This window comes from Sphingomonas sp. GlSt437 (genome assembly GCF_048015635.2).
Taxonomy (GTDB): domain Bacteria; phylum Pseudomonadota; class Alphaproteobacteria; order Sphingomonadales; family Sphingomonadaceae; genus Sphingomonas.
The window spans coordinates 793025-810095 of the sequence record NZ_JBPGYA010000002.1 but is presented as its reverse complement, the minus strand read 5'-3'; the positions used below and the strand labels follow the sequence as shown (position 1 = coordinate 810095).

Sequence of the window (17071 nt, the reverse complement as noted above, 5' to 3'; positions counted from 1 at the left end):
TGAAGGGCCCCCTTAGTGATTTGCCCGAAGCCTAGAATGGCCGAACCCAAAGGAAAAGCGTCACCCCAGCGAAAGCTGGGGTCGCTGGCAATCGCAGGACCCTTCGGCGAGCGACCCCAGCGTTCGCTGGGGTGACGGTTGGACGGGTGCTTTGGCGTGACTCACGTCACCAGCCGTTTCAGCGCCGCCAGCGTATCGGCCTCCGCCGCCGGCTTGTCGGTGCGGATGCGGGCGATGCGGGGGAAGCGCATGGCGACGCCCGATTTATGCCGCGCCGAGGCGTGGACCGAGTCGAACGCCACTTCGAGCACCAGCGATTTCTCCACCTCGCGCACCGGCCCGAACCGCGCGACGGTATGCGCGCGGACGAACTGGTCGAGGAATTTCAATTCCTCATCTGTGATCCCGGAATAAGCCTTGCCGACCGGCAGCAGCTCGCCGCTCTCGGTCCAGCAGCCAAAAGTGTAATCGGAATAGAAGCTCGATCGTTTGCCGCTGCCGCGCTGGGCGTACATCATCACGCAATCGGCGGTCAGCGGATCGCGTTTCCATTTGTACCACAGCCCTACCCGGCGCCCGGCGACATAAGGCGCGTCGCGGCGCTTGAGCATCACGCCTTCGATCGCGGCGTCGCGGGCACGGCTGCGGATGCCCTCCAGCTCGGTGAAATCGGCTGCGGCGATCAGCGGGCTGACATCGAACCGGCTGGGGTCGAGCGCAGGGGCAAACGCCTCCAGCTGCGCGCGCCGATCACGCCACGGCAAGTCGCGCACGTCCTCCGCGCCATCGAACAGCAAGTCGTAGAGCCGCACGAAAGCGGGATAGTCGGCCAGCATCTTCGCCGACACCTGCTTGCGTCCCAGCCGCTGCTGGAGCGCGTTGAAGCTGGCGGCGCCTGCTGCCTCACTCACCGCAGCGCCCTGCGCGTCGCCCCGGATCATCAGCTCGCCATCGACCACGCCGGGCCGGTCGAACGCGGCGGCGATATCGGGGAAGCTGCCCGTAATATCGTCCCCCGCCCGGCTGTAGAGCCGCGTCACCCCGCCGGCGCGGACGATCTGGACGCGGATGCCGTCCCATTTCCACTCGGCGGCATAGTCCGCCAAGTCGACGCGCAAATCCTCGAGCGGGTGGGCGAGCATGAACGGGCGGAACACCGGCACGTCGGCGACGGTTGGCTGGTGGCTCTCGCCACGCGCCCAGGCGAACAGCGGCGCATAAGGCGGGGCGAGGCCGTGCCACACTTCCTCGACCGCCTCGACATCGAGACCGAAGGCCTGCGCCAGCGCAGTCTTGGCGAGCCGCGCCGAGACGCCGATCCGCATTGCCCCCGTCGCCATTTTGATCAGCGCGAAGCGGCCATTGGCGTCGAGCCCGTCGAGCATCGCGGCGAGAACGGCGGGCGCCTCGCTGCGGGAGAGCGTCATCAGCCGGTCGATCACCCCGGCAAGCGACAAGTCAACCGGCGCGCTGTTCGGCCGCTCGGGCCAGAGCAGCGCCACCGTCTCGGCGGTGTCGCCGACATAATCGCGGCTCATCCGGAACAGCACTGGGTCGACGCGCTCCTCGATCAGCGCGCGGATCAGCGCGGGTTTGACCGCCGGCAGGTCGAGCGCGCCGGTCAGCGCCGCCATCGCCCAGCCGCGATCGGGGTCGGGCGTCGCCACCAGATAATCGGCGATCAGCTTCAGCTTGCTGTTGCGCGAACGCGTGTAGATCAGGCGATCGATCAGCTCGGCAAAGGCGCGCATGGTGGTAATATGGGCGCGCAACGCGCCTTCCGCCATGGCCGGCGCGCCGCTAGAGGCGGAAGCCATGGTTCTGCTGCGGCGCATCATCGGCATCGGGGCGCTGCTGGCGGGGCTGGTCGTGCTCGCTGCCCTGATCGAATCGCGGCGCGATCCGGTGGTGCGTAGCGCTTATATGCCGCTCGCCGATTGGCCCGCCGGCGCGCCGCCGGTTCGCGTGGCGCTGTTCTCGGACATCCATATCGGTAATTTGTCGACGGATGCCGCGCGGCTGCAGCGCGTCGTCGCTATCGTCAATGCCCAGCGGCCCGATCTCGTGCTGATTGCCGGGGATTTTATCGCGGGGACGACACCGGGAAGCGCGCGCCGGCTGGCGCCCGCGCTGGTCGCGCCCTTGCGCCAGCTGCACGCGCCGCTCGGCGTCGTCGCCGTGCCCGGCAATCACGACCATGCGACCGGGCTGGCGGCGGTCCGCGCCGCGCTCGCCGCCGCGCATGTCGAGCTGCTCGCCTACCGGGTCGTTCGCCATGGCCCCGTCGTGCTGATCGGGCTTGACGATGGCTGGCTCGCGCCCGCGCGATTGAGCGCCATGCTTGCCACGGTCGATCGGCTGGGCGGCGCCCGCCTTGCCTTGGCGCATTTCCCTGACATGCCGGCGTCCCTGCCGCCAGACTTGCCGTTGCTCGCCGGCCACACGCATTGCGGGCAGATCGTGCTCCCCGGCATCGGCCCCGTCGCGCATCTGGTTCGGCCGGAAATGCCGCTCGGCTGCGGCGTCGTCCGCAGCGGCGGGCATGTCACGATCATCACCGCGGGCATCGGCACGAGCGGGGCACCAATGCGGATCGGCGCCCCGCCGGATCTTTGGGTAATCACGCTGGGCCCGGCGCGCTCGCCCGGTTAAGCACCGCCGTCGCTGCCGCCGCGCGTTGCGAGCAGAGCGAGGCTGAGCAGGATTACGAAGCCGGCAACCGCCAGGAAAAACAGCAGCTTGGCAATGCCGACAAAGGCACCGCCAAGGCCGCCGAACCCCAGCACGGCAAGCACGATCCCGATCACGAGGAAAACTAGCGCCCAGCGCAACATCGCTGCTGCTCCAATTACACCAAAATGGACCAATCCACTTGGCGCGCTTTAGGTTCCCAACCATAAATCAATCGTTGCGGCTGGCCTCGAACAGGAACCAGGCGCGGCGCTCCGCCAGATCGGTCCACACATCGAGCAGGCCGCTGGTGCCGTTGTCCTTGGCATCATCGACGATCTGCTTGGCGTCGTGAAAGGCTTCGACCAGCTTCAGATTGTCCTCGCGCAGCTCGGCCAGCATGTCCTTGGGCGCGACGAAATCCTTGTCGTTATCCTTGATGCGCTGGTGGCGCGCAATGTCGCCGATCGAGCGCAGCGTCGTCGCGCCGATCTTGCGGACGCGCTCGGCAATCGCGTCGGTGGTGCCGAAAATCTCGGTCGCCTGCTCGTCAAGCATCAAGTGATAATCGCGGAAATGCGGGCCCGAGACGTGCCAATGGAAATTCTTGGTCTTGAGGTAGAGCGCGAAGCTGTCCGCGAGGATTTCGTTCAGCGCCTGCGCGACCGACTTGGTCGCGTTGGAAGCAAGGTCGGTCGGGGTTTTGAGCGCGGCATCGGTCGCCATGGTCGGTCTCCTATTTACGGGGTCTATGACGGCGTAACGATTGACCATGAAATGGGGTCCATGGCCCCCGACAACAATGTCTGCAGCGGCGATCGCCGAATTAAAGCAGGCGCAGCCCGGCGAGCGCCAGCCAGGCGCCGGCAAGCGCGAGGACGCTACCGGCGAGCGCGCGCCATAGCCTCAGCAGGCTTGGGCTTGGCCGGGCATCTGCCAGCACCACAGCGACCTGGACGACGACCACGCCGATCGCGGCGCCCAGAGCCGCGAACACCGGCAGATCGTTTTGCGCGGCGATCGCCAGCGTCGCGAACTGGGTGCGGTCGCCCATCGCGGCGGCGGTGAGGATGATGAAGCTGTCGGCAAAGCCGCGCGGCTCGCCACTGATCGGTTTGATCGGCAGAAACGTCCCGAATGCCGCCGAGAGCAGCGCGAGGCCGACGAACAGCTGGCGGGCATTGGGCGTGAGGATGGGCGCGAGCAGCGAGCCCGCCACCGCAGCCACCGCCTGCGCCAGGATAGCGGACAGGATCACGGCGGCAATCACCGCGCCGGGCCTTGCCGGCGTCGCCAGCCGCGCCGCGAGCCATGGCGTGCGATCGCTGGCCTGGATGATCAGCGCGGCGACCAGCGCCGCCATCAGCGCGTTCATGCGCTAAGGCTCAGCCCGCGAGGCGGACGGCGCCGGCGGCGAGACAGGCATCGCGGGCAGCATCATCGGCGCGGTCGCTCAGTACCGCATCGCGCAGCACGGCGATCCAGCCTTCGATCAGCGGCCCGCGCTCGCCGCGCCCCAGCGCCATCTCAAGCGCGTGCGCGACGGCGACGGCGGGATAAATGCCATGGGCCTGCGCGGTACGGCGGATCGTCTCGACTTCGGCGGCGATCGCGTCGCGCGGCGCCTGCACGACGCGCGCGCCGAGCACCACCAGCCGCTGGGCAAGATCATCGCGCGCTTGTTCGACCGACGTCATCGCAGCCCGGCCCCCTTGGCTATTGGCACGGGGAGAGGGTGAGCCCGAGATGGTGAAGACCGCGTTAACAACAGCCGCCGCCTTGACATTCCCCGCCCCATCGGTCATGCGGCGCACCGTTCAGGCGGCGGATCGCGGATTCGCCGCTCTTGTTTTTAGATCAGCGCAGGATTTTCAGGTCATGGCCAAGCCGACCACCGTCAAGATCAAGCTCGTCAGCTCGGCAGACACCGGGTTCTTCTACGTCACCAAGAAGAACCCGCGCACCAAGACCGAGAAGCTGTCGTTCCGCAAATATGATCCCGTCGTGCGCAAGCATGTCGAGTTCAAGGAAGCGAAGATCAAGTAAGGATCGGCCGGGAGCGCGCTAAGCCTCCACCGGCATCAGCGCACGCACCTGCTCGATGAAGCGGGCGAGCGCGATCGGTTTCGAGACATAAGCATCGGCGCCGGCTGCGCGGATACGATCCTCATCCTCCCGGCTCGCATAAGCCGTCACCGCCATGATCGGGATGGCGCGCAACGCAGCATCCGCCTTGAACTGCGCGATCAGCTCATAGCCCGTCACATGCGGCATCTGGATGTCCATGATGACCAGCTCGGGCAGGAAAGCGCGCGCACGCAGCACCGCTTCGCGCCCGTCGCGCAGCCCTTCCGCGACAAATTCATGCGCGCGCAGCAGGTCGCAGAAAAGTTTGAGATTGAGTTCGTTGTCCTCGACAACGAGCACCCTTTTTGCCACGGGCACACTTCCTTTCGAGGCAACCGGCATAAGCAATGCGCGATCCTACCGCAAATCGGGATGCTACCGTTCTGGCGCTGCAAGCGCTCGGCTGGACGCTAGGGGATGATGCGCGGGCGGAACGGCTGCTCGCGCTGACCGGGCTCGACGCCACTGAGCTGCGCGCACGAGCGGCCGAGCCGGCGGTGCTCGCGGCGGTGATCGGCTTTCTCGGCAATCACGAGCCAGACCTTGTCGCCTGCGCGGCGGCGCTTGACGTCACGCCCGCCGCGCTGATCGCCGCCGGCGAGGCGGTGGAGCGCGCATGAAGGGCTTGCTGATCTGTGATTGCGACGAGGTGCTGCTCCACATGGTCCGCCATTTCGGCCGCTGGCTGGACGAGGCGCACGACATCGACTTCACCATGGCGGGCGGTGATTTCACCAGCGCGATGAAGCGGCGCGACGGCGGCCCGGCACCGAGCCGCGAGGAAATGTGGGGCCTGCTCGACCAGTTCTTCCCCGCCGAGATGCACCGCCAGACGTTGGTGCCGCACGCGGCCGACGCGCTGATGGCGCTGAGCGCGGTGGCGGACATCGTCATCCTCACCAATCTCCAGGATCACTGCCGCGACGCCCGGATCGAGCAGCTGGCGGCGTTCGGCATCGCGCACCGCGTCGAGACCAATCAGGGCGGCAAGGGTGATCCGGTCGCCAAGCTGTTCGAGGAGCATGGCGCGCCGGTGACGGTATTCGTCGATGATCTCGCCATTCATCACGACTCGGTCGCGCGCCATGTGCCGCAGGTCCATCGCCTGCACATGGTCGCCGAGCCCGAGCTGGCGCCGCACATCGCGCCCGCGCCCGCCGCGCATGCCCGCATTGATGACTGGCAGGTAGCGCAAGGCTGGATCGCGGACCGCTTTGCTCGCGGGGAGCACGCGCCGGCTTGACCGGAGGAGCGGCATCATGGCTAAGCCTGCGCCATGACCGATCGAATCGACCGCAAGCTCGAAGAGCTTGGCCTCACCCTGCCGACTCCCGCCGCGCCCGTCGCCAGCTATGTGCCGGCGGTTGAAGCGGGCGGGCTGCTCCATATCTCGGGGCAGATTTCGTTCGCGGCGGACGGCTCGCTGATGACCGGGCGGCTGGGCGAGGATCGCGACCTTGATTATGGCATCGAGGCGGCCCGCCGTTGCGGGCTGATGTTGGTCGCGCAAATGAAAGCCGCGCTGGGCGATCTCGCCCGCGTCGAGCGGATCGTGAAGTTAGGCGTGTTCGTCAATTCGGCGCCGGGCTTCACCGATCAGCCCAAGGTGGCCAATGGCGCCTCGGACCTGATGGTCGCGCTGTTCGGCGATGATGGCAAGCACGCCCGCAGCGCGGTCGGCGTGGCGAGCCTGCCGCTGGGCGTCGCGGTCGAGGTTGATGCGATCGTCAAGGTGGCGAGCGCGGCGTTCTAGTATCGCCGACGATCAGCCAATTAGGACGCAGGGCCGGCGGACCATACCAACCCCAATCCGACAGCGCTTCAATAAACCGGGCGCGGTCAAACCGGGTGTAGGCGTCAGAAATCAGCGAAACGTAGAGGTCCGTGGGGGGTGCTTTGCTCCTAACGCCCCTGAATACCATGCCCCGGCTTCCACCAAAATCTGGTAAGAAGCCCTCGACCCAAATTGTCCCTCCGTCGGCTGTGGGGAGCAAATATGGAGCAGCTAGCTCGAACCCCAAGGCCGATGAACCAAGCTGCCACGCCGCGACAAGCTTGTTATCAATATCGAGTTCAGGCGTCTGCACACCCCCGTTTGCGGTCCGTTGGAGTGACGCGCAACACGGGCGATGTCGAATATTGAAGAAGCTTTGATCGCCCACCTCCCCATCACAGTCGATCCTACCCACCATCGCCGGGATTGCCCCACGGCGATTGCGCCCTAGCTTAGGGAGCAATGGCCGATCAGGACATCATCGCCCGCCTTGCCGATAGCGTCGGCGCCCTCGACGCGGCGCAATGGGATGCGTGCGCGGGCAGCGACAATCCCTTTCTCTCCCACGCTTTCCTCACGATCCTTGAGGAATCGGGCAGTGTCGGCGGGCGCAGCGGCTGGCAGCCGACGCCGATCGTCATCACCGGTGAAGACGGCACCATTGCCGCCGCCGCGCCGGCTTATGCCAAGAGCCACAGCCAGGGCGAATATGTCTTCGATCACAGCTGGGCCGATGCGTGGGAGCGCGCCGGCGGCGACTATTATCCCAAGATTCAAGTCGCCGCCCCCTTCACGCCGGTGCCGGGCCCGCGGCTGCTGCTGCGCGACCAACGGCTCGCCCCGGCGCTGATCGGGGCGATTGAGGCCGTGGTCGACCAGAATGAGCTATCCTCGGCCCACGCCACCTTTGTCGCGCCCGAGCAGCTGCCGCTGTTCGAAGCGGCGGGCTGGCTCATCCGGCGCGGCGTGCAGTTCCATTGGCATAATGAGGGCTATGCGAGCTTCGACGATTTCCTGGCCGCGCTCGCCAGCCGCAAGCGCAAGGCGATCCGCAAGGAACGCGCCGCGGCGGCCGAGGGCCTCACGATCCGCCACTTGACCGGTAGCGACCTGACCGAGGCGGCCTGGGATGCGTTCTGGATCTTCTACCAGGACACCGGCAGCCGCAAATGGGGGCGGCCCTATCTGACGCGCGAATTCTTCTCGCTGCTCGGCGAGCGCATGGCCGACAAGGTGCTGCTGATGATCGCCGAGCGCGATGGCGTGCCGATCGCGGGCGCGCTCAACTTGATCGGCGCGGATACGCTATACGGCCGCTATTGGGGCTGCACCGAGGACGTGCCGTTCCTCCATTTCGAGCTCTGCTATTATCAGGCGATCGACGCCGCCATCGCGCGCGGGCTGACAAGGGTCGAGGCGGGCGCGCAGGGCGAGCACAAGCTGGCGCGCGGCTATGTGCCGGTGCCGACCTGGTCGGCGCATTATCTGCCCGACCCTAATTTCCGCCGCGCGGTCAGCGATTTCCTGGACGCGGAACGGATGGCGATGGCGCGCGACGAGGCGTATCTGGAGCAACTAACGCCATTTCGGAAAATGGCGGCGGGGTAAGCTCGGCCTTGGTCAGCGTCGCGGCCGGCACGGCGTGGTTGACGCGGAACAGCGCGCTCCCTGTTTCGGGGTCGCGCCATAGCGGCTCCAAGCCCTGCTCTAAGCGCGGGTCATAAGGCGGCGGGCTGATCAGCCAGACATAATCGAACGCCTCGCGCGGGAACATCGCGAGCGAGCGCGAAATCGGCCGCCACCATTCGCGCGGGCATTGGACATTGGTGACAATTTCCGACGGATCGTGCGAGAAATGCGCGGCGGGCAGATATCTCACCGCGAGCAATTGCGCGCCCGCCATCGACCATTGGTCGTTCGAATAAGCGAGCTTCCGTTCGAGTGCGATCGCGGGCAGATGCTGGAGCCGCGTCATCCGCCACTCGTTATGGCAGGTCTCGCCAACAAAGCTCACCAGTCGCGCGCCGACCGGCAGATGATCGAGCGCCTTCAACTCGCGCTGATAGCTCTGGTCGTAGAGGTGGAAGCTCCAGAAGCTGCCGGTAAGCCGCACCAGGCAGAAAGCCAGCCCTGCCGCCGCCAGCATCGCTGATCCCTTGTCGCTCACCCCGCGCCGGGGCCTGAGCGCAATCACCGCGATAGCGAGCAGGAAGGGCGCCAGCCGCATATCGGCATAAGCCGAGCCGAACACGATGCGCGGCAGCAGGATATAGACCGCGAGCAGAAACAGCACGGACAAGCCAAGCTGGCGCGAATATTCCAGATTCTCGTCGCGGATGCCGCGAAAGATGATGAAATAGATGACCGCGATCGAGGCGATGTCGAACGCCTGCCAGCGATCGCGCAGCACCATCGCCAGCCAGCCGATCTTGGCGCGCCAGTTGAACCAGTCGCCGGTGTCGCCGCCGACATGCTCGCCCGATCGCCATAGCACCATCAGCAGCACCGGCGGCGCCAGCGGCAGCACGCCGACGCACGCCCGCGCCCACGCCATCACCCAGCTATGGCCGCGGTCGCGCTGGCGGACCATCTCGGCCGAAAAGCCGAGCACCCCGAGCATCCCCCAGCCATAGGTATGGCACAGCCATAACAGCCCAGAGATCGGCACGAACAACAGCGCGCGCAGGCGGAGCTTGTTCAGCCGCGCCAGCCGCAGCCAAAGCGCAAAGGCATTGAGTGCCAGCGCCTGCGCCAGCGCGAAATTGACGAAACCGAAATGCAGCGCGAAATTATAGGCAAGCGGCAGCGCGAACAGCGCGGTCGCGGGAATGCGGCCATGCACTTCGCGCGCGATCCACAACAGGCCCATCACCGTCAGCGCCGGAATGGTGATGACGATCAGCTTGACCGCAAGCTCGAGCCCGAAGATCGGCGCCAGCGGCAGCACGAGCAGATCGAGCCCGAGATTGCCGATCAGCGCCCATTGGAAATGATACCAGTCGCCCAACCAGGGATAATGGCTGAAATCCAGCTCGACGCGATAGCGCCCCATATGGCCGGGCAGGTCGACCATCGGCGGGATGGCGGGGCCGAGCAGCGGCAGCATCGCCGCCAGCGCCACGAGCACGACGAACTGGCGCGTCTGCCACCAACGCAAGTTTTGGGAAGCCCCCTCCATCCTGTGCTTTTAAGGGCAGGCCGGGGGATGGGACAAGCGGTTATCGCTGCAGTGCAGCGGCGGTCGTTCGCGCGTCAATCGACGCGGCCGTAGATGGTCGGCCCGCCGGGCACGCGGACGAGCGGCTTGAGCCAGGCCGGCGGCTGGTGCCGGCGCAGCGCGTCGATCATCCGCCCGGCCCCCGGTCCGGCCTCGGCAAGCGCGCCATCGCAAGCAACGACATAGCGCACGCCCCAGTGCGCGGCGATGCCGTGCGCCTGGGCAGGCGTGCCGAGGTAGAAACGATACATGGCGAGATTGCCGGCATTGTTGCGGTGATAAGGTGCGGCGACCAGTAGATCGCGCGTGCCGGCTATAGCATAGGCGCCGAAATCCATCGGCGCCATCACCGTGCCCGGCGGCAGCGCGGCGAGGCTGGCGATCGCGGCGGGCGTGGCGCAGCCGGCGCTGCCCGGTTGACTAACTGCCAGCGCGCGCGGCGCCAGCGCTTGCGCGGCGATGGGGTAGAGCATGCCGGCGGACGCCAGCCACGCCGCGATCAGCCGCAACAGGCCCGCTTCCCGCGCGGCGGTCACCAGGCTCGCCAGCGCCGGCGCCGCGAGCAACGCGCCGGCATAAGCGCCGCGTACCTCGAAACAGCTGATGGCCAGCGCCGCGCCTTGCACCAGCGCCATGATCAGCCAGCCGCGCTGCCCGGTCATCCCAAGCCGCCACAGCGCCGCCGCGAGCCCCGCAACCATCACGCCACCATAACCGATCGCTTGCGCCACCGGCAGGCCGATCAGCGGCTGCGCTTCGCTCACTTGCGGCAGCCAGAGATGCGCGAGCATTGGATCGATGCCGGCATAGGGGTGCGCGCAGGCGCTGAGCCCGGCATGCTCGATGCCGAGGAACGCCGCCAGCGCTACTCCAGCGAGCGCGGTCCGCTGTATCACGCTGGTCAGCGCAGGCCCCGTAACGCCCAGCGCGACCGCGACCCACGCACCGCCTTCCGCCACGGCCCAGGCCGTCTCGGTAAAGCCGTCGCACGCCGGGTAGCGCCACGCCGTGCCGCCGAAGACGATCGCGCCGAAAGAGAGCGCCAGGCCCAGCGACAAGCCATAGCCGCGCAGGCTGCCCGAGGCGCTCTCCGCGCCGCGCCACCAATCGACCGCGATCACCAGCGCGATCATCGCGAGCAGGGGCGCGGTCTCAAGCCCGATCATCAGGCTCGCCGCGCTGGCCAGGCCGATCACGATACCCGCCAAGACGCCCCGTCGCGCGAGCAGCGCCGCCAGCGCTCCGAGCAGCAGCACCATCTGCAAGCCATGGTGATCGATCCGGCCAGGCACGAAAATTCCGGTCGCGGGATAGGCAAGCGCGGCGATCACGATCGCGGCGCGGGCGTCGGCCTGCGGCTCCACCCGACGCGTGACCCGCGCGACGAACAACAGCGCGGCGGCGAACAGCAGCGCCGGCCAGGCGATCACCGTCGCAAGTTCCGCGCCATGGCGCCCGAGCGCGGGCGTCAGCACGGTGATCATCCCCGCCGGCACCAGATCGGCGACCCTCGACCAGTGCATCGCGAGCCCCGGCGCCGCGCCCAGCCGATGCTGGCTCACATCGATAAACGCTTGCCCGCCCAGCCAGTCGCGAATCTGCTGGAGGCGCATCACATCGTCGGTATCGGGCAAATGCAGCGCGCTCAGGTTCGCCCAATCGCGCCACACGCCCGCCAGCGTCATCACGCCTGCGACGAGAATAGCAACGAGCAGATCGCCGAGAAAGCTGTGGCGGGGCGGGGCAGGGCGCATCACCCCGCAGCCCTAGCGTGACGGCAGTTAAGGCCCGGTTAGGCCAGCCTAGCGATCGCGCCGCCCAAGCAGCCGCAAGCGCAGCGCGTTGAGCTTGATGAACCCCGCCGCATCGCGCTGGTCATAGGCGCCCTGGTCGTCCTCGAACGTCACCACCTTCTCGCTGTAGAGCGAATGCGGCGATTTACGGCCGACCACATACACCCCGCCCTTGTAGAGCTTCAGCCGTACCGTCCCCGTCACCTTTTCCTGGCTATGGTCGATCGCCGCCTGCAGCATCTCGCGCTCGGGCGAGAACCAGAATCCGTTATAGATGAGTTCGGCATAGCGGGGCATCAGCTCGTCTTTCAGGTGCGCGGCGCCGCGATCGAGTGTCAGCTGTTCGATGCCGCGATGGGCGAGGTGATAGATGGTGCCGCCCGGCGTCTCGTACATGCCGCGCGACTTCATGCCGACGAAGCGGTTTTCGACCAGATCGAGCCGGCCGATGCCATGCTTGCGGCCAAGATCGTTGAGCTTCGTCAGCAATGTTGCCGGCGAAAAGCCCTCGCCATTCAGCGCGACGCCATCGCCGCGCTCGAAATCGATCGTGATGAACTCCGGCGCGTCAGGCGCATCCTCGGGGTTGACGGTGCGCGAATAGACGTAGTCGGGCACTTCCTCCCACGGATCCTCGAGCACTTTGCCTTCGGAACTGGTGTGGAGCAGGTTCGCATCGGTCGAGAAGGGCGCTTCGCCGCGCTTGTCCTTGGCGACAGGGATTTGGTGCTTCTCGGCGAACTCGATCAGGCGGGTGCGGCTGGTCAAATCCCATTCGCGCCACGGCGCGATCACCTTGATATCGGGCGCGAGCGCGTAATAGCTTAGCTCGAAACGCACCTGGTCATTGCCCTTGCCGGTCGCGCCATGGCTGACCGCGTCGGCGCCGACCTGCTTGGCGATCTCGATTTGGCGCTTGGCGATCAGCGGCCGCGCGATGCTGGTGCCGAGCAGGTAGAGCCCCTCGTACAGCGCATTGGCGCGCATCATCGGGAAGACGTATTCGGCTACGAATTCCTCGCGCAGATCGTCGATGAAGATATGCTCGGGGCGGACGCCCGCCAGCTCCGCCTTTTTGCGCGCCGGCTCCAGCTCTTCGCCCTGGCCCAAATCGGCGGTGAAGGTCACGACTTCGCAATGATAAGTCTGCTGCAGCCATTTCAGGATCACGCTGGTGTCGAGCCCGCCCGAATAGGCAAGGACGACGCGGTTGATATTTTCGGACATGATGGCTCCAGGCGACTCGAAGAAAGCGGCGCTGCTTATGGCTGCCAGACGCGCACCGCAAGCGGGAGGGGGCAAATGCCGGAGAACAAGACCAGGCCGAGCGAGGCCTCGGTTACGGATTTCATCGCGGGGATCGCAGATGCCGCCCGCCGCGCCGATGCCGAGACATTGCTCGACATCATGGCGCGCGCGTCTGGGGAGCCGCCCTTCATGTTCGGCAGCGCGATCATTGGGTTTGGCCTGCATGAGTATCGCTACGAGAGCGGCCATGGCGGCACGATGCCGAAGATCAGCTTCTCGCCGCGCAAGGTGCAGACGGTGATTTACGGCCTTGGTCGGTTCGTCCGCAGCGACCGGATTAAGGAGCTGGGCAAGGTCACCACCGGCAAGGGCTGCGTTTACGTCAAACGACTGAGTGACGTCGATCTCGCGACCCTCGAGGCGTTCTGCGCCGAAGCGGCGAGCAATCCCTCACCCGCGTAACTGCGTGGTAAAATCCTCCCCCGCCGGGGGAGGGGGACCAGCGAAGCTGGTGGAGGGGGCAGGCCTGACCTTCCAACAGATTGCCCCCCCCTCCGTAAGGCTACGCCTGCGCCACCTCCTCGGTGGGGGAGGATTAGCCCCATCACGCCGATGGCGCCGCCGATAACGAAGCCTGCCGGTCAAATGCCCGCATAGCTGTCGTAATCGACATTATCCTCCCAATAGCCGCCATGGCCACCATAATGGCCCTCGAGCTTGTCGGTCGCTTCGATGCGCATGACGTACTTCGCTTGCTTGTAGCCCAGATGCCGCTCGGCGCGCAGCCGGATCGGCGCGCCATGCGCAACGGTGAGCGGCTGGCCGTTCATCGCCCAGGCCAGGATGGTCTGCGGGTGGAACGCGTCGAACATGTCGATCGAGACGTAATAAGGCGAGGTGTGGTGATAATCGTCGGCGCAATGGACGATCAGGTAGCGCGCGGTGTTGCGCACGTCCACTGCCTTCAGGATGTTGCCGAGCATCGGCCCTTGCCATTTGCCGATCGCGCTCCACCCTTCGACGCAGTCGTGGCGCGTGATCTGCGTGCGGTTGGGCAGCGCCTTCAATTGCGCCAGGCTGATGTCGAGCGGACGATTGACCAGACCGTCAACGCGCAATTTCCAATCGGCGAAATTATTGGCGACATGCGCGTTGTACCACGGCTTGTCAGGGTCTGAGCTGCCGTTGACGCGGAACACCGGCGACATTTCGCTCGCCGAAAATTCCTTGGCGAGAGAATCGTGGCTCGACAGCGCGCGCTGCAGCGAGCGGTGGATGCCGTCTTCCGAATAGATGATCTTGCGGACGGTATCGTTATGGATCAGCTTGTCGCAGCCCGACAACAGCAGGCCCGCGCCGGTGGCGGCGCCCGTCACCAGCGTGCGGCGTGTGAGTATCGTCGTCATCTCAATGCTCCTCGGGCACGCGCCACCAGCCGGTGAACATCGATTTCACTTCGTTCCACGCGCCGGCCAGAATGACGAGCGCCAGGTGGACGATGACGAAGCCGACAATCCCCAGCATCGCGATAAAATGCAGCGACCGCGCCGATTGCCGCCCGCCGAACAGCTCGACGAGCCAGGGCCACGCCGCATCCATGCCGGGAGAAAGCGTCAAGCCGGTCAGGATGACGAGCGGGATCAGGATGAAGATGGCGGTCGCGTAAGCGATCTTCTGCAGCACGTTGAACGCGCCCGGATTGGCGGGATCATGGAAGCGGAACGCCGCGTGCTCCTTGATGTCGTACCACAGATGCGCCGGGCTCAATTCCTTGGCCTTGATCGCCAGGTCGCGCTGGAAATGGCGATTGATCAGGCTGAACACCATGAAGAACAGCAGGTTGAACGCGAGGATGAGCGCGAAGAACAAGTGCCAGCGCCGCGACAGCGAGAGGTTATAGCTGCCGGGGATCGTCATCCAGCCCGGCCAGTGCGGCAGATGCAGCCAGGCGGGATCGAGATTGGCGCCATAGCTGCCCCAATAAAGGTGCGGGTGGGCGTTCAATATGCCCAGGCCGCTACCGATCATGATGAAAATCGCCACCACGTTGGTCCAGTGCCACAGCCGCGTGACCAGACGGTGCTTGTAGAGGAAGGTGCCGGGCGCCGGCGCAGCGGCGGGGGCCGCGACCGGTTCCGCTGCTGCCGGCGGCGCGCCATCCATCGTTACATCGGTCATCGGCAAGCCTTCTCCCATGGCCAAATCGCGGCCGCGTCCTTAGCTTGGCCTACGGTGACCGATAATGACGGGATACGGAAGAGCGGATGAGCGAGACGCAAGCGCACCATTTCTACGAGCCAGCGCACGGGCACGGGCTGAAGCATGATCCGCTGAACGCGATCGTCGCGCCCCGGCCGATCGGCTGGATCAGCAGCGTCAGCGCGGCGGGCGTCGCCAATCTCGCGCCTTATAGCTTCTTCATGCTGTTCAACTATGCGCCGCCGATCATCGGCTTCGCGTCGATCGGCTGGAAGGACAGCGCGGCCAATGTCACGGCGACCGGCTCGTTCGTCTGGAATCTGGTGACGCGACCGCTCGCCGAGGCGATGAACGCCTCGTCCGCGATGGTGGCGGGGGAGGTGGACGAGTTCGCGCTCGCCGGGCTCAGCAAAGCGCCGTCTCGATTGGTCCAGGCAGCGCGCGTCGCCGAAAGCCCGGTCAATTTCGAATGCCGCCACACCCAGACGATTCGGCTGACCGATGCACAAGGCCGCGAGACGGCGAGTTCCCTGGTGCTGGGCGAAGTCGTCGGCATCCACATCGCGCCGCGTCTGGTCGAGGGCGGGATTTATGACACGGCAGCGGCCGATCCGGTGCTACGCGGCGGCGGCTGGGGGGATTATTTCACGCTGAGCCCGGAGGGGTTGTTCCGGATGAAGCGGCCGGGGTGAGAGAGTGTGCATCTCCCCCTCTCCCCTTGTGGGAGTTCGGGGTCGGCCATGCCCCCGGCATGGCCTAAACAGCGCGGGGCGCTGTTTACCCCGAACTGGATACGGAGACTTGGCAGCCTGCTGCCTAGTCGGAGTTGGGAGAGGGGTGAGCCCCGGACTATCGTCTGCAGGAGTCCCCCCTCTCCAAGCTTCGCTAGGCGCTGATGCGCCAAGCTTCGCTATCCTCTCCCGCCAGGGGGAGAGGAGGGGGTCGATTCAAGCCTCCGCCCGCTCGAGCAATTCGGCGGTATCGAGGCCGAGCAAGTCGATCTGCTCGCGCACCTTGGGCCAGGCGGTATTCAGGAAATGGCGCCGTTCGGCGGTGCGCAGGCGCTCGGCGGCACCGGGCAGCACGAACATGCCGACGCCGCGCCGCACCTCGACATAGCCCTCGTCCTGAAAGCGCTGATAGGCTTTGGCGACAGTCAGCGGATTGGCGCCATGTTCCGCCGCCAGCGCGCGCACCGACGGCAGCTGATCGCCGGCGCGGAAATCGCCGCGCAACACCGCTGCGGCAATGTGCTGGCGCAGGCGGATATAGACCGGGCTCTCGTCGCTGTTCATCGCTGTCATGGGGCCTTAATACAGCAAATTGCCGAAAGGTCCAGTCCCCTCAGCGCCCCCAAATCGACAGAATGTTACTCAAATCGGGCCGAACGCGTTCTTCCGTTGCGTTTGTCGGCGAACCGATGAAGACAAACCCGACGATCCGTTCCCCCTCCGCGCCGAATGCATCGCGCACCGCGTCCGAATAGGCCGCCCAAGTCGTCAGCCATTTGCCGACGAAACCCATCGCATGCGCGGCGTGGAGCAGGTTCATGCACGCAGCGCCGGCCGAAAGCTCCTGCTCCCACAAGGGGATATGGCTCTCACGCTTGGGTGAGAAAAGAACGACGATCAGCGTCGGCGCCTGATGCGCAAAGGTTTCGATCGCCGCGATCTCGGTCTTGCCCGCCTCAGGGCGCTCGAGGCGATAAGCGGCGAGCAGCATCTCCGCCAGCCGATCGCGCGCATCGCTCGGCACCACCACGAACCGCCAGGGTGCGAGCTTGCCATGGTCGGGCGTGCGCGCAGCGATGGTGATCATCGCCTCGATCTCGGCATCGTTCGGCCCCGGCGCGCCCATGTCGCGCGGATTGGCCGAGCGGCGGGTCTGGAGTAGCGAAAGCGGCGTCGAGCGATCATTGTGCATGCCCCGCGCCTTAGCGCGCGCCGCCGCACCCGCCAATGCCGGTTTACAGCCGGACGCGAGTCGCTAGTGTCCACGCCAACAGCCGCCTGTCGAAGAGCGGCACCGAACGACCAGGGAGCT

21 protein-coding genes are annotated in these 17071 nt (G+C 66.1%); 8 read left to right on the top strand and 13 right to left on the bottom strand.

Features of this window, described 5'->3' with window-relative positions; translation table 11 throughout:
* Positions 1-161 precede the first annotated feature (161 nt).
* Positions 162-1751, bottom strand: coding sequence for a cisplatin damage response ATP-dependent DNA ligase (locus ACLB0R_RS13430; RefSeq protein ID WP_416643937.1), 1590 nt, complete (start codon positions 1749-1751; stop codon positions 162-164).
* A gap of 64 nt (positions 1752-1815) precedes the next feature.
* Here ACLB0R_RS13430 and ACLB0R_RS13425 point away from each other — a divergent pair, with 64 nt between their 5' ends.
* Entirely contained in the window at positions 1816-2652 is an 837-nt protein-coding gene (locus ACLB0R_RS13425) for a metallophosphoesterase (RefSeq protein WP_416643200.1), read from the top strand.
* Here the strand turns inward: ACLB0R_RS13425 and ACLB0R_RS13420 are convergent.
* From ACLB0R_RS13420 to ACLB0R_RS13405, 4 genes are all read right to left on the bottom strand, one after another.
* The gene (locus ACLB0R_RS13420; protein WP_416643201.1) at positions 2649-2834 is read right to left on the bottom strand and encodes a DUF1328 family protein; all 186 of its coding nucleotides are present in this window, start codon (positions 2832-2834) and stop codon (positions 2649-2651) included. The genes ACLB0R_RS13425 and ACLB0R_RS13420 overlap by 4 nt on opposite strands.
* A gap of 67 nt (positions 2835-2901) precedes the next feature.
* Positions 2902-3396, bottom strand: a complete 495-nt coding sequence (locus ACLB0R_RS13415; RefSeq protein WP_416643202.1) for a Dps family protein — start codon at positions 3394-3396, stop codon at positions 2902-2904.
* A gap of 100 nt (positions 3397-3496) precedes the next feature.
* Positions 3497-4045, bottom strand: a complete 549-nt coding sequence (locus tag ACLB0R_RS13410; protein ID WP_416643203.1) for a TMEM165/GDT1 family protein — start codon at positions 4043-4045, stop codon at positions 3497-3499.
* A gap of 10 nt (positions 4046-4055) precedes the next feature.
* Positions 4056-4367: a hypothetical protein gene (locus tag ACLB0R_RS13405; RefSeq protein WP_416643204.1), complete on the bottom strand. Its 312-nt coding sequence runs from the start codon at positions 4365-4367 to the stop codon at positions 4056-4058.
* A 181-nt stretch (positions 4368-4548) separates the two neighbouring features.
* On the opposite strand from ACLB0R_RS13405, the gene rpmG reads away from it, so the two are divergent.
* Positions 4549-4716 carry a 50S ribosomal protein L33 gene (gene rpmG, locus ACLB0R_RS13400; protein ID WP_416643205.1) on the top strand — a complete coding sequence of 56 codons (168 nt, stop codon included), beginning with the start codon at positions 4549-4551 and terminating at the stop codon, positions 4714-4716.
* An 18-nt stretch (positions 4717-4734) separates the two neighbouring features.
* On the opposite strand, the gene ACLB0R_RS13395 is transcribed toward rpmG, so the two are convergent.
* Positions 4735-5109: a response regulator gene (locus ACLB0R_RS13395; RefSeq protein WP_416643206.1), complete on the bottom strand. Its 375-nt coding sequence runs from the start codon at positions 5107-5109 to the stop codon at positions 4735-4737.
* A 35-nt stretch (positions 5110-5144) separates the two neighbouring features.
* Here ACLB0R_RS13395 and ACLB0R_RS13390 point away from each other — a divergent pair, with 35 nt between their 5' ends.
* From ACLB0R_RS13390 to ACLB0R_RS13375, 4 genes are all read left to right on the top strand, one after another.
* A complete protein-coding gene (locus ACLB0R_RS13390; protein WP_416643207.1) occupies positions 5145-5417 on the top strand; it encodes a DUF3572 family protein in 273 nt (90 codons plus the stop codon).
* Complete coding sequence (locus ACLB0R_RS13385) at positions 5414-6040, top strand: HAD family hydrolase (RefSeq protein WP_416643208.1); 627 nt, start codon at positions 5414-5416, stop codon at positions 6038-6040. The genes ACLB0R_RS13390 and ACLB0R_RS13385 overlap by 4 nt, the downstream gene beginning before the upstream one ends.
* Before the next feature lie 33 nt (positions 6041-6073).
* Positions 6074-6550: a RidA family protein gene (locus ACLB0R_RS13380; RefSeq protein ID WP_416643209.1), complete on the top strand. Its 477-nt coding sequence runs from the start codon at positions 6074-6076 to the stop codon at positions 6548-6550.
* 483 nt (positions 6551-7033) lie between these two features.
* The gene (locus tag ACLB0R_RS13375; RefSeq protein ID WP_416643210.1) at positions 7034-8179 is read left to right on the top strand and encodes a GNAT family N-acetyltransferase; all 1146 of its coding nucleotides are present in this window, start codon (positions 7034-7036) and stop codon (positions 8177-8179) included.
* On the opposite strand, the gene ACLB0R_RS13370 is transcribed toward ACLB0R_RS13375, so the two are convergent.
* The 3 genes from ACLB0R_RS13370 to ACLB0R_RS13360 form a co-directional block, all read right to left on the bottom strand.
* Complete coding sequence (locus ACLB0R_RS13370) at positions 8085-9749, bottom strand: hypothetical protein (RefSeq protein WP_416643211.1); 1665 nt, start codon at positions 9747-9749, stop codon at positions 8085-8087. The two genes, ACLB0R_RS13375 and ACLB0R_RS13370, sit on opposite strands and share 95 nt — an antisense overlap.
* A gap of 74 nt (positions 9750-9823) precedes the next feature.
* Complete coding sequence (locus ACLB0R_RS13365) at positions 9824-11542, bottom strand: hypothetical protein (RefSeq protein WP_416643212.1); 1719 nt, start codon at positions 11540-11542, stop codon at positions 9824-9826.
* 48 nt (positions 11543-11590) lie between these two features.
* Positions 11591-12808: an argininosuccinate synthase gene (locus ACLB0R_RS13360; protein ID WP_416643213.1), complete on the bottom strand. Its 1218-nt coding sequence runs from the start codon at positions 12806-12808 to the stop codon at positions 11591-11593.
* 75 nt (positions 12809-12883) lie between these two features.
* On the opposite strand from ACLB0R_RS13360, the gene ACLB0R_RS13355 reads away from it, so the two are divergent.
* On the top strand, positions 12884-13291 hold the full coding sequence (locus ACLB0R_RS13355) for a DUF1801 domain-containing protein (RefSeq protein WP_416643214.1): 408 nt from the start codon (positions 12884-12886) through the stop codon (positions 13289-13291).
* 179 nt (positions 13292-13470) lie between these two features.
* Here the strand turns inward: ACLB0R_RS13355 and ACLB0R_RS13350 are convergent, their stop codons facing one another.
* Positions 13471-14235 (bottom strand): molybdopterin-dependent oxidoreductase, encoded by a 765-nt coding sequence (locus ACLB0R_RS13350; RefSeq protein ID WP_416643215.1) that lies wholly within the window; start codon positions 14233-14235, stop codon positions 13471-13473.
* Between the two features lies 1 nt (position 14236).
* Positions 14237-15007 carry a cytochrome b/b6 domain-containing protein gene (locus tag ACLB0R_RS13345; RefSeq protein ID WP_416643216.1) on the bottom strand — a complete coding sequence of 257 codons (771 nt, stop codon included), beginning with the start codon at positions 15005-15007 and terminating at the stop codon, positions 14237-14239.
* An 86-nt stretch (positions 15008-15093) separates the two neighbouring features.
* Between ACLB0R_RS13345 and ACLB0R_RS13340 the strand changes: the two genes are divergently transcribed.
* Complete coding sequence (locus ACLB0R_RS13340; RefSeq protein WP_416643217.1) at positions 15094-15720, top strand: flavin reductase family protein; 627 nt, start codon at positions 15094-15096, stop codon at positions 15718-15720.
* Positions 15721-15975: 255 nt separating this feature from the next.
* Here ACLB0R_RS13340 and ACLB0R_RS13335 read toward each other — a convergent pair whose 3' ends face one another.
* Positions 15976-16332, bottom strand: coding sequence for a GntR family transcriptional regulator (locus tag ACLB0R_RS13335; RefSeq protein ID WP_416643218.1), 357 nt, complete (start codon positions 16330-16332; stop codon positions 15976-15978).
* A gap of 40 nt (positions 16333-16372) precedes the next feature.
* Positions 16373-16951, bottom strand: coding sequence for a nitroreductase family protein (locus tag ACLB0R_RS13330; RefSeq protein WP_416643219.1), 579 nt, complete (start codon positions 16949-16951; stop codon positions 16373-16375).
* Positions 16952-17071 lie beyond the last annotated feature (120 nt).

What these genes read in the sequence shown, in the direction of transcription:
- ACLB0R_RS13360 (WP_416643213.1), bottom strand. Translation starts at nt 12,808, where the DNA reads ATGTCCGAAAATATCAACCGCGTCGTCCTTGCCTATTCGGGCGGGCTC.
- ACLB0R_RS13340 (WP_416643217.1), top strand. Translation starts at nt 15,094, where the DNA reads ATGAGCGAGACGCAAGCGCACCATTTCTACGAGCCAGCGCACGGGCAC.
- ACLB0R_RS13330 (WP_416643219.1), bottom strand. Translation starts at nt 16,951, where the DNA reads ATGCACAATGATCGCTCGACGCCGCTTTCGCTACTCCAGACCCGCCGC.
- ACLB0R_RS13430 (WP_416643937.1), bottom strand. Translation starts at nt 1,751, where the DNA reads ATGCGCGCCTTTGCCGAGCTGATCGATCGCCTGATCTACACGCGTTCG.
- ACLB0R_RS13410 (WP_416643203.1), bottom strand. Translation starts at nt 4,045, where the DNA reads ATGAACGCGCTGATGGCGGCGCTGGTCGCCGCGCTGATCATCCAGGCC.
- ACLB0R_RS13425 (WP_416643200.1), top strand. Translation starts at nt 1,816, where the DNA reads ATGGTTCTGCTGCGGCGCATCATCGGCATCGGGGCGCTGCTGGCGGGG.
- ACLB0R_RS13375 (WP_416643210.1), top strand. Translation starts at nt 7,034, where the DNA reads ATGGCCGATCAGGACATCATCGCCCGCCTTGCCGATAGCGTCGGCGCC.
- rpmG (WP_416643205.1), top strand. Translation starts at nt 4,549, where the DNA reads ATGGCCAAGCCGACCACCGTCAAGATCAAGCTCGTCAGCTCGGCAGAC.
- ACLB0R_RS13365 (WP_416643212.1), bottom strand. Translation starts at nt 11,542, where the DNA reads ATGCGCCCTGCCCCGCCCCGCCACAGCTTTCTCGGCGATCTGCTCGTT.
- ACLB0R_RS13370 (WP_416643211.1), bottom strand. Translation starts at nt 9,749, where the DNA reads ATGGAGGGGGCTTCCCAAAACTTGCGTTGGTGGCAGACGCGCCAGTTC.
- ACLB0R_RS13350 (WP_416643215.1), bottom strand. Translation starts at nt 14,235, where the DNA reads ATGACGACGATACTCACACGCCGCACGCTGGTGACGGGCGCCGCCACC.
- ACLB0R_RS13390 (WP_416643207.1), top strand. Translation starts at nt 5,145, where the DNA reads ATGCGCGATCCTACCGCAAATCGGGATGCTACCGTTCTGGCGCTGCAA.
- ACLB0R_RS13345 (WP_416643216.1), bottom strand. Translation starts at nt 15,007, where the DNA reads ATGACCGATGTAACGATGGATGGCGCGCCGCCGGCAGCAGCGGAACCG.
- ACLB0R_RS13335 (WP_416643218.1), bottom strand. Translation starts at nt 16,332, where the DNA reads ATGACAGCGATGAACAGCGACGAGAGCCCGGTCTATATCCGCCTGCGC.
- ACLB0R_RS13355 (WP_416643214.1), top strand. Translation starts at nt 12,884, where the DNA reads ATGCCGGAGAACAAGACCAGGCCGAGCGAGGCCTCGGTTACGGATTTC.
- ACLB0R_RS13420 (WP_416643201.1), bottom strand. Translation starts at nt 2,834, where the DNA reads ATGTTGCGCTGGGCGCTAGTTTTCCTCGTGATCGGGATCGTGCTTGCC.
- ACLB0R_RS13405 (WP_416643204.1), bottom strand. Translation starts at nt 4,367, where the DNA reads ATGACGTCGGTCGAACAAGCGCGCGATGATCTTGCCCAGCGGCTGGTG.
- ACLB0R_RS13385 (WP_416643208.1), top strand. Translation starts at nt 5,414, where the DNA reads ATGAAGGGCTTGCTGATCTGTGATTGCGACGAGGTGCTGCTCCACATG.
- ACLB0R_RS13415 (WP_416643202.1), bottom strand. Translation starts at nt 3,396, where the DNA reads ATGGCGACCGATGCCGCGCTCAAAACCCCGACCGACCTTGCTTCCAAC.
- ACLB0R_RS13380 (WP_416643209.1), top strand. Translation starts at nt 6,074, where the DNA reads ATGACCGATCGAATCGACCGCAAGCTCGAAGAGCTTGGCCTCACCCTG.